Below are 9,275 nucleotides of genomic sequence, written 5' to 3'. Positions count from 1 at the left end.
GTTACGCCCGCAGCAGGCTCGCTGATCAACCGAAGGGAAGATTATTGGTATCTTCTCAGCCATCCATCACCAAACATTAATCCTTGGATCAGCCGTAGCGGCGATCAGGTTTATTTGAAAAAAAGTATTGTGATTATGATAGATAATTTTGATCTGGGTATGAATTGACACTTTAAGTTACATGGACCAACCTGAATGCATCGCAGGTGTGGCTAACGAACTGCTCCGGCTTCCGGAGTGCAACCCCCTCGATTCGCCCCAGGCCCCCGTCAGGGTGCACCGCCAGATCCATTCACGCCGCTCAAGTGGAACCCTGGTTGTTGGGTTCAGGGTCCCCTGTCAGTTCCCCGGTGAGGTGGTGATCTTGGGAGGCATTGGGATTGCGGATCATCCTGCGGATCTTCTTGCAATGCTGGTTGCGGTTTCCTGCGACGGGTGCCCGGGATTGATAGGCGTTCAGCTTGGCGAACTGGCCGCCGCTGCACAAAAAAACCCCAGCTTCGGCCGGGGTTGATGCGGTTGGCCTGGGCAGGGAATCAGGCCCAGCCCTTAGAAGACATGTCTTCGACGTAGGCGGCGACATCGGCGATGTCACCTTCGCTGAGCTTGCCACCGAAGGCAGGCATGGCGTTCTTGCCATTGGTTACCTGGTAAGCAATGGCAGTTTCGTGGCCTTCGCTGTAGTTGGCCAGGTAGGCCGTTAGTGCATCCTGCTTGAGGGTGCGCTCGGCGTTAACGACGTTGCCGCCACCCATGTGGCAAGCGGCGCAGTTGGCGGAGAAGATCTGGCCACCATGGGCCACATCGGCAGCGAAACTCGGTGCAGCACCCAGCACGAGCGCCAGGCAGAGAGCGATCAGAGAGAAGAGACGGCGCATGGGGGGGCGCTTAAAAGCATGGGCAACTCCCCAAAATTAAGGCGCCAACCGGGCTGATGTGACCTCTGCCAACCAGGTTCGAAACAATTGCCACAAAGTTGGATCGCTAGAGAGATCAGCCAGGGGCCAGGACGTTGATTTCAGCGGTCATCCCCGCTGCCCGATGGGGCTCACACCAAAAAGCCTTCGTCGTTGCCCAGCAGCCCCAACCATGCCTGTGGTTACTCACCTGTGCGGCAGGCCAGCGGTTTCGAACACCGCTTGGAGCGTGGGGGCGTAGCTCACCAAGCCAAAGCGTTCTGGTGGGCTCACCGGCTCGTGCACAAAGTGGCGCTGGCGAATTGAGAAGCGATCCCAGGCATTGACTTCGATGCGTAGCAGCTTGATCAGGGCTTCAATCAGCCAGCCCTGCAGATCGATGCCAAAGGCTGGCTGCCAGCTGCGGCGCCAACGGCAGAGCTGGGCCACGGTGGCATTGACACTGATCGGTTCCTGGCCGAGCACCAGGCGCCGCAGGACCCCCTGGTTTGGCTCCGGATTAGGCTGATGGGGTTGGGTGGCCAAATGGGCGCACACCAGGGCTATGTCGGCGGCGTGGATGAAGTGGAAGCTGGCCTCGGCGCGCAGCCACTTAGCCAGCCACAGCCAGCGGGTTGCCTCCTTAAGCCCGGCGGTGAGATAGCTGGTGGGATGGCGGTCGCCCGGACCCACCTGCCCGCCAAAAACCAGGGTGGGAAATACGGCCACAATTTTGGCGGCGAGGGGGTGGGCCTCCAGTTGTTGCAGGCAGAGAGCCTTGGTTTGGATGTATTCGGTGCCAAATTCAGCAGCCTCGGACAGCAGCTGCAACCGGCGATCCAAAATTGAGGCAGTGGAGAAGTAGATCACCTGCTCCAGCCATACAGGGCTGGTGAAAGCCAGAAGCTGCTTGACCGCGTCGACGTTCACCTGCTGGGCTCTGAGGGGATCGCCCCAGGCAGTGGCCGTGTGGATGATGCGGGTAGCGGTGGCTATTGCACCGGCATGGGGCGTTAGATCCCGTAGGTCTCCGACCAGCAGCGTGATACGGGGATCATCCGCTGAAACAACCTTGAGCTTGGCTGGATCACGCAGCAGCAGCAGCAACTCCGCATCGCTGTGGCGATAAAGCTGCTCGGTGAGGTATTGGCCAACGCAGCCGCTGGCCCCTGTGATCAGGATCCGCTGGCGCCGGGATCCTCGCGCGGGTCTGCTCAAGCAGCCGCTCCGATGCGCTCCATCACACTCTTGCCGGCCTCGAAGAAGGCGCGGCCGTTTTCTTCTGGGGTGCCCGGCAGGATGCCGTGGCCCAGGTTGAGAATGTGCTTACGGCCGCGGGCTTTGCGCACGGTGTCGTCGATGCGGGCCTGGATGGCCGCTGGGGTACCGAATAGCAATCCGGGATCCACGTTGCCCTGCACGCCGATGTGCTCTGGCAGGCGGGCCAAGCCCTCGGCCATATCGACCGTCCAGTCGAGCGAAATGATGTCTACCCCAGTGCTGGCCATGCGCTCAAGCACGCCGGCACTGCCAGAGATGTAAAGGATAAAGGGGGTATCTGGATGGGTTTGCTTGACCAGTTCCACCACCTTCTTCTGGTAGGGGGCCGCGAAGCTGTCGTAATCCATGGGGCTGAGCTGGCCGGCCCAGGAATCGAACATCTGCACCACCTGGGCGCCGGAATCGATCTGATAACGCAGGTAGGTGGCAATTGATTCGGCGAAGTGGTCTAGGAGCTTGTGCAGCAACTCCGGCTCCTGGAAGGCCATCGCCTTGATCACGGCGTAGTTCTTGCTGCTTTTGCCTTCCACCACATAGGCGGCCAAGGTCCAGGGGGCACCCACGAAGCCAAGTACGGCAGCTTCATTGCCAACAGATTGACGCAACCGGCTAAGCACCTCACCCACAAACGGCATGCTCTCGGCCGGCTCCAAGGCCCGCAGTGCCTCTACTTGGGCGAGGTTGCGGATTGGCTCCTGGATCAGGGGCCCCTGGCTCTCAATGATGTCGAAGTTGATCCCCATACCCGGCAGGGGCGTGAGGATGTCTGAAAAGAGGATCACGCCGTCGGGCTTGAAGGCGTGGAAGGGCTGCATCGAGATCTCGTAGGAGAGATCGGGGTTTTCCGAGCGCTCCCGGAAACCGGGATGGCGGTCGCGCAGGTCGCGATACACCTTCATGTAGCGCCCGGCCTGGCGCATCATCCAGACCGGGGGCCGCTCCACCTGCTCACCTCGGGCGGCGCGCAGCAGCAGGGGGGCGGTTTCCGTCATGGGTGCAAGCAGAGCGAAGCGAGAACTTACCCGAGCAGGGCCCCTAAAGCGGGGGCTTCGTCACAGGTGTCTTCATCCATCTGCTGGCTGCGGATTTCGTCCCGGCGTAACACAAGCACCGAAAGGGGTGGCAGGCAGAGATCAATGGATTGTTCATAGCCATGAATACCCCACTGGTCGGTGAATTTGCCGCCCAGGTTGCCCAGGTTGCTGCCGCCGTAGCGCTCAGCATCGGTGTTGAAGGCTTCCTCATAGAAGCCTCCCAGCGGTACACCCACTCGGTAGTGGGAATGGCTCTGGGGGGTGAAGTTGGCCACCACCACAAGCCACTTGCCCGTAGCACTTTCACGCCTCATGAAGCTGATGATCGAGTGCCGGTTGTCGTTGCAATCGATCCACTGAAAGCCAAATTCACTGAAATCATCGCCCCATAAAGCCCGCTCCGATTTGTAGAAGACATTGAGGTCGTCGACAAGACGCTGCAACCCCTGGTGGGAGTCGTGGTGCAGCAGATCCCATTGCAGATCTCCCCACACATTCCACTCAGCTCGCTGGCCGAATTCCATCCCCATAAAGATGGTTTTCTTACCTGGGTGCGTCCACATATATGCCAGCAGGGCCCGCACGTTGGCAAATTTTTGCCAGTCGTCACCTGGCATTTTGTGCAGCAGATTGCTCTTGCCATGCACCACTTCGTCATGGCTTAACGCCAGCATGAAGTTCTCGGTGAAGGCATACCAAATTGAGAAGGTGACGTTGTTCTGGTGGAACTGGCGGAACCAGGGATCTAGCTCAAAATAATCGAGCATGTCGTGCATCCAGCCCATGTTCCATTTAAGGTTGAAGCCGAGGCCGCCAATATTGGTGGGCTGGGTAACCATGGGCCAAGTGGTGGATTCCTCAGCGATCGAGAGCACTCCAGGAAAATGCTCGAACAGCACATGGTTAGCCTGCTGCAAGAAGGTGACAGCCTCGGTATTTTCCCTGCCGCCATGTTCATTCGGCAACCACTCACCATCTGGGCGTAGGTAGTCGCGATAAAGCATTGAAGCCACCGCGTCGACGCGGATGCCGTCGATATGGAACTCCTCGAACCAGTACACCAGGTTGGCCACAAGGAAGTTGCGCACTTCATTGCGGCTGTAGTTGAAAATTAAGGTGCCCCATTCTTTATGCTCGCCGATGCGAGGATCGGCATGCTCATAAAGATGGGCGCCATCAAAGAAGGCTAGGCCGTGGGCATCTTTGGGGAAGTGGCCTGGCACCCAGTCCAGAATCACGCCGATGCCTTCGGCATGGCAACGGTCTACGAAGGCGCGGAACTCATCGGGTTTGCCGAAGCGACTGGTGGGGGCGTACCAACCAGTGACTTGATAGCCCCAAGAACCATCAAAGGGATGCTCGGAGATGGGCATCAGTTCGATATGGGTGAAGCCGCGGGCCTTGACATAGGGGATGACCCGATCGGCTAGCTCCGGGTAGGTGAGCAGGCGAGCGCCGGGCTTGAGGTCGGCTGCAGGCACCGGTGCTCTCGGCGTACCGTCAGGCTCGATGTAGGGCTGGTCGGCAGCGCCGTGCATCCAGCTGCCCAGATGCATTTCATACACAGACACAGGCTGGTCGAGGGGGTCGCGACTTTCCCGTACCTGCATCCAGGCAGCGTCTTGCCACTGGTGACCGGCAAGGGATTCGACGATCGAGCCGTTATTTGGCCGCACCTCATGGCGGAACCCGTAGGGATCGGCCTTTTGGTAACAGTGGCCGTTTTGGGCTCGCACCTCGTATTTGTATATCTCGCCGGGTTGTAACCCGGGAATGAATAGCTCCCAGGAACCGCCCACCCTTGCCTGCATTGGATGGTGACGGCCATCCCAGCTGTTGAAATTACCAAGCACCGCCACGCTGCGGGCATTGGGGGCCCAGAGGCAAAACTGCACGCCCTTGATGCCGTTGTGCTCCACCACATGGGCACCCATGCGGCGCCAAATGTGGTGGTGGTTGCCCTCCGCAAACAACAGGCGATCCAGTTCGCCCATCCATTCATGGCGAAACGACCAGGGATCGTGTTGCAGATGTTCGATGCCGCCGCGCTTGACGCGCACCTGGTAAGCAGTGCCAGGATCACTGCTCCAAGGGGCCTCGAAAATCCAAGGATGGTTCGGGGTGGCCATCGATAGCGATTGGCCATCGATCAGCAGCTCGACGCTCTCTGCCTCAGGCATCCAGACCCTCAGCACCCAACCTCCAGACTCGAGGGGCTGGGAACCCAGCACCGCAAACGGGTGATCATGCCGGCATTCAGCCAGACGCTGGCAATCCTCCGCCATCCAGTTAAGGGTGAGCAAGGACATGTACCAGCAGCGATAGGCAAGCGAGCTTAGGCGGCTTAGGGCTCAGGGCACCTGCTTGGGGGCGGTTGGATCGCTGGGAAAGTCGACGCCGATTATGTCGTTGTTGGCATTGAGGATCACAAAGAGGGAATCGCTAAGACGATTGAAATCGGTGTTGACCAGCACTAGGCGCTGATCGCCACCGCCCTCGGCAACCACCACTTTGCGGATGCGTACGAATTCGCCGGTTTGACGTTGCAGCTCCTGCCAGCGCGCCTGCAGGGTGCTGGCTGAAACATCCTTCTGCAGTTGCACGCTCAAAAAGCTGCGGGCTGAGATGAAGTGGCCGCTGCTGAGGGCAGTGACGAAATTCTTAGCAACCACGCTGGGGGCCTCATCGGTGACATCCAGGTGGTAACCGGCGAGTTTGCCATCAGGGTTGAGCAGAATGAAAAGGTCTCGCTTGCCCCTGCTTGTGGTGAGGCTGGCCTCAACGGTGGTGTTGCGTAGACCCCCTTGCACGCTGAGCAAGGTCCAGCTCAACAGCTTCGGCTGGGTGCGGATTGACTCCGCCACCATTGAAGGGCTGCTGACTGCCTTGAGTTCCTCCGAGAACTGGCTGTAGCGCAAGTTGGCATCGCGGCTTTTAACTGCTGCCAAGACGCGATTGGCGGCGGTGCGGGCTGCTTCGACGCTGAGGGCTGGACGATCGACGCCGCTGCTCTGGTTCTGGGCCAAAGCCGCACTGCCTGATGCTCCTGGCAGAGCCGCCATGGTGATGCTCAGCCCGGTGGCCAGCGAAAGCATGCCAAGAGCCATGCGGCTGAGAGCTTGGGGCTGTTGAGCAGGGCGCAGGCGGCGCAGCGACATCGCAAAAACAAACATTTGACTCAGTGTGCCCCAAATTTGTCATTCAAGAGGGGGAGCAGCTGCAATTGGGAAGCAGCCAGTTCGAACTCCAGCGTGATCACTCGATGCTGCGGGCCAACAGGGCCGAGGGGCTCGCGGCCATCGCCCGGGTTTACGGCAATCTGAGGCCAGGCCGATCCCGCTAGGGAGAGTCGCAACCGTTCCCCGAGGCCGAGTTCAATTAGCAGGGGCTGCAATTGAACTTGCAGCTTCGACTCCTCACCGGCCAGCGTCTGGTTCCTGGCCACGCCTGTGCTCAGTTGGAGCACCCCCCCCTGGCGATCCACCACCGAGAGCGCTGCACAAAGGTCAAAGCTGGGTTGGTCGGCTCGCACAGCAATGGTCAATAGGGGCCTTCCTTCCAGCTCCAGAGGGGCACGTAGAGGTGGACTGGTGAAGCAAATCACATCAGGGCGGCGATCTAGGTCGCCGCGTTCACAGGGGCCTGGATCGAGGCCGAGGTGGCCGCCCCTGCCTGGAACTGGCCGCCACGGATCGTGCACCAGAACAACCACGCCACTGCCAAATTGATTGAGCAGCAGTTCGCCCTCCTCCGCGTCGATCGCAGCCAGGCCGCCAGTACGCAGGCCCCAACCCAGGGCTTTATCGCAGGGAGCAGGAGCCTGCCAATGGCGGCTTGGCTGCTGTCCGTTTTCATGGGCAACTCTCTCCAAGAGAACGGCAGAGCCGAGCTGTTCAGTAGCGGTTTGATCCTGCAAGTGGTGTTGAAAAAAAGCCAATTGCAATCGGTCCAGGCCACCGTGCCAGTCGAGATGGGTCCAGGCACCAATTCGCAGCAGCGGCGAGCCACCAGCAGCGCGAGCACGCTCAAAGAGATTCAAGATGCCGCGTAGATGGGGGTCGTACCAGCCACCGATCAGCAGCATTGGACGCTGCAACAAAGCCGTACATGGTTGATGGCGAACCCACCTGTGGGCCTGGCTTCCCGGGAGCTGCAGCCAGCGGCAGGCCATGCCTTGGGGGTCATGGCGCTTAAGCAGGTCAAAGCCTTCCGTCAGAAAGGCGCCCGAGTCGAGGCTGCGGCGGATCTCCAACCAGCCGGCCCCGTTCCCAATCTTTTGGCAGCGCAGTGCCGCCAATTGCAGTCCCCAGCCGAGGCCTAGGGCCCACCAATGGGCTCCTCCCTCGCAGGCCCAGTCGCTGCGCTCGTCCAAACCGGCCATAGCTGGGGCCAGGCAGTCGGGCAGGGCCGCCGCGTCGTCGCTTTGTAGCTGGGTAAGTCCCTGGTAAGAAAATCCGTAGCAGCCCAGTCGCCCATTACTGCCCGCCAGTTGCCTGGCCCAGCGGATGCAGTCAGCGCCATCGGCCGCCTCCTGCTGGAAGCCCTGGAAATTTCCAGCCGAGCCGCCCCTACCGCGCACATCCTGAACAATTACCAGAAAGCCATGGGCTGCGTACCAGCTGGGATGGGCATAGGTAACGGTTGAAGCGATCGCCCGGCTATACGGCTGGCGCATAAGCAGTACCGGCCATGGCCCCGGGCCAGCTGGCCGCCATACACGGCTAATAAGCTGGGTGCCATCCCGGCAGTCCATTGCCTCATCTCGCCACTGAGCCCTGAGTGGGCCTGGCGCCGGGCTGCTCACTCAGCGCACATCGGGGCAATACAACCCAATCACGTAGGTGATCAGCACCTCAGAGTCCATGGGGCTGAGATTTTGTTGGCGGGCGATCTGGCCTACGGCCGTTGGGGATGTGGCTGAAAGCCCCTGGGCGTTGAATTCCTGAAACTTGCTACAAAGCGCCTTAGCCCTGGCCGGGTTTTGCTTTACAGATTCCAGCAGCTGGGATTGGGCCAGGGCAGGTGCCCATGCGGCAGCCAGGCTGATCAGCAGGGCCGGTACGAGGCCGGCCGTTTTGCGGAGGCAGGCCGAAAAAATCGTGGGGGAGTGGAGATTCGTCACCTGATTGGGCCCCATATACATTCCATTTGAACCACTGAGGGCGGCGCCTGGAGCCTGCTCTGGATCAGTTTGTGGGGCGGCGTTGGGCTCGCAAGATCCAGCTGCGCAGGGTGGCCAGATCGAGCAGAGGGGAAGCCATGCCAGTGAGGCTTCGCTGTAGCCGGCCCATCTGAACCAGTAGCTTGTGCGGGTCACTAGCCGCCAATCCGGCACTGCTGGCGATGCCGGCATAGAGCAGCAGGGCAGCATCTGCCGGCTCCAGCCCCACTTCCACCACTAGCCGGGCCTGGCCCCGAAGCTTGATCAGCCGAGCCTCGCTAGCGCCGCCGTTGCGGCCAAGCCGGCGTAGGTCCTGGTCCTTGAGATCGGCCATCTGTGGCCAATCGTCGATGCCGGCAAGCTCCAACTGGCGTTGCTCTCGCTGAAAGTGAATCGGCAATTGCCACATGGTTACGGCTGTAGCTGAACGACACCGCTTACCAGATTGCGGGTGGCCTCCGCCAGCACAACCGGCTTGCTGAGACCCGGGGCGACAGCCTCTACTCGGCGAAGTCGCACATGCACCAGGTTGTCGGCACTGCTGCGCCCCCCACCCCTGAGGTTTTGGGCTACCTGCTGAACGGTAGGGGATGCGTTCGCGTTCGCCAGGTCGTCTGGAGCTGCTGCCACAACAAGATCGATGCCGTTGTCAAAAACAATCGGCACGCTCACTGCACCAGCCACCTGCACCCGTGGGGTGTAGCTCACCGCGAAGGCCAGGCAGGAGACAGCAAGCAGGGCCGTGAAACTGGTGACACCCACCAGCCGAAAGCGAATCCCCCAGCGACTCAGAAAACCCGTAATCGTCGTCAACGCCAGAACCCCACTGGCGGCTCCAAGCCATTTGCCCGCTGTTAGGAGGATCGGATCAGCGGCCATGGGGGCTGGTTGATTGGTTTGATG

Annotated in this window: 9 protein-coding genes; all 9 read right to left on the bottom strand. The window is 60.4% G+C overall.

Annotated elements, in window-relative coordinates; genetic code table 11:
• Positions 1-536: 536 nt before the first annotated feature.
• Positions 537-878 carry a c-type cytochrome gene (locus AC01FP_RS06320; RefSeq protein WP_474478979.1) on the bottom strand — a complete coding sequence of 114 codons (342 nt, stop codon included), beginning with the start codon at positions 876-878 and terminating at the stop codon, positions 537-539.
• A 225-nt stretch (positions 879-1,103) separates the two neighbouring features.
• On the bottom strand, positions 1,104-2,114 hold the full coding sequence (locus tag AC01FP_RS06315; protein WP_474478978.1) for an NAD-dependent epimerase/dehydratase family protein: 1,011 nt from the start codon (positions 2,112-2,114) through the stop codon (positions 1,104-1,106).
• Entirely contained in the window at positions 2,111-3,169 is a 1,059-nt protein-coding gene (gene hemE / locus AC01FP_RS06310) for a uroporphyrinogen decarboxylase (protein ID WP_474478977.1), read from the bottom strand. The genes AC01FP_RS06315 and hemE overlap by 4 nt, the downstream gene beginning before the upstream one ends.
• Before the next feature lie 26 nt (positions 3,170-3,195).
• Complete coding sequence (gene glgB / locus AC01FP_RS06305; RefSeq protein WP_474478976.1) at positions 3,196-5,520, bottom strand: 1,4-alpha-glucan branching protein GlgB; 2,325 nt, start codon at positions 5,518-5,520, stop codon at positions 3,196-3,198.
• A gap of 42 nt (positions 5,521-5,562) precedes the next feature.
• Positions 5,563-6,369 (bottom strand): DUF3887 domain-containing protein, encoded by an 807-nt coding sequence (locus AC01FP_RS06300; RefSeq protein ID WP_474478975.1) that lies wholly within the window; start codon positions 6,367-6,369, stop codon positions 5,563-5,565.
• A gap of 20 nt (positions 6,370-6,389) precedes the next feature.
• A complete protein-coding gene (locus AC01FP_RS06295; protein ID WP_474478973.1) occupies positions 6,390-7,964 on the bottom strand; it encodes a CocE/NonD family hydrolase in 1,575 nt (524 codons plus the stop codon).
• 51 nt (positions 7,965-8,015) lie between these two features.
• On the bottom strand, positions 8,016-8,333 hold the full coding sequence (locus AC01FP_RS06290; RefSeq protein ID WP_474478972.1) for a hypothetical protein: 318 nt from the start codon (positions 8,331-8,333) through the stop codon (positions 8,016-8,018).
• Positions 8,334-8,397: 64 nt separating this feature from the next.
• Entirely contained in the window at positions 8,398-8,781 is a 384-nt protein-coding gene (locus AC01FP_RS06285; protein ID WP_474478970.1) for a DUF4332 domain-containing protein, read from the bottom strand.
• A gap of 2 nt (positions 8,782-8,783) precedes the next feature.
• On the bottom strand, positions 8,784-9,251 hold the full coding sequence (locus tag AC01FP_RS06280) for a Ycf51 family protein (protein ID WP_474478969.1): 468 nt from the start codon (positions 9,249-9,251) through the stop codon (positions 8,784-8,786).
• Between the last annotated feature and the right edge of the window lie 24 nt (positions 9,252-9,275).

The sequence above is a fragment of the Cyanobium sp. NIVA-CYA 375 genome (assembly GCF_056108345.1).
This window is presented reverse-complemented; position numbering and strand designations above follow the sequence as displayed.

Excerpts from the sequence above, each read along its gene's own strand:
- AC01FP_RS06320 (WP_474478979.1), bottom strand. The coding sequence starts at position 878 with ATGCGCCGTCTCTTCTCTCTGATCGCTCTCTGCCTGGCGCTCGTGCTG.
- hemE (WP_474478977.1), bottom strand. The coding sequence starts at position 3,169 with ATGACGGAAACCGCCCCCCTGCTGCTGCGCGCCGCCCGAGGTGAGCAG.
- glgB (WP_474478976.1), bottom strand. The coding sequence starts at position 5,520 with ATGTCCTTGCTCACCCTTAACTGGATGGCGGAGGATTGCCAGCGTCTG.
- AC01FP_RS06300 (WP_474478975.1), bottom strand. The coding sequence starts at position 6,369 with ATGTCGCTGCGCCGCCTGCGCCCTGCTCAACAGCCCCAAGCTCTCAGC.
- AC01FP_RS06295 (WP_474478973.1), bottom strand. The coding sequence starts at position 7,964 with ATGGACTGCCGGGATGGCACCCAGCTTATTAGCCGTGTATGGCGGCCA.
- AC01FP_RS06285 (WP_474478970.1), bottom strand. The coding sequence starts at position 8,781 with ATGTGGCAATTGCCGATTCACTTTCAGCGAGAGCAACGCCAGTTGGAG.
- AC01FP_RS06280 (WP_474478969.1), bottom strand. The coding sequence starts at position 9,251 with ATGGCCGCTGATCCGATCCTCCTAACAGCGGGCAAATGGCTTGGAGCC.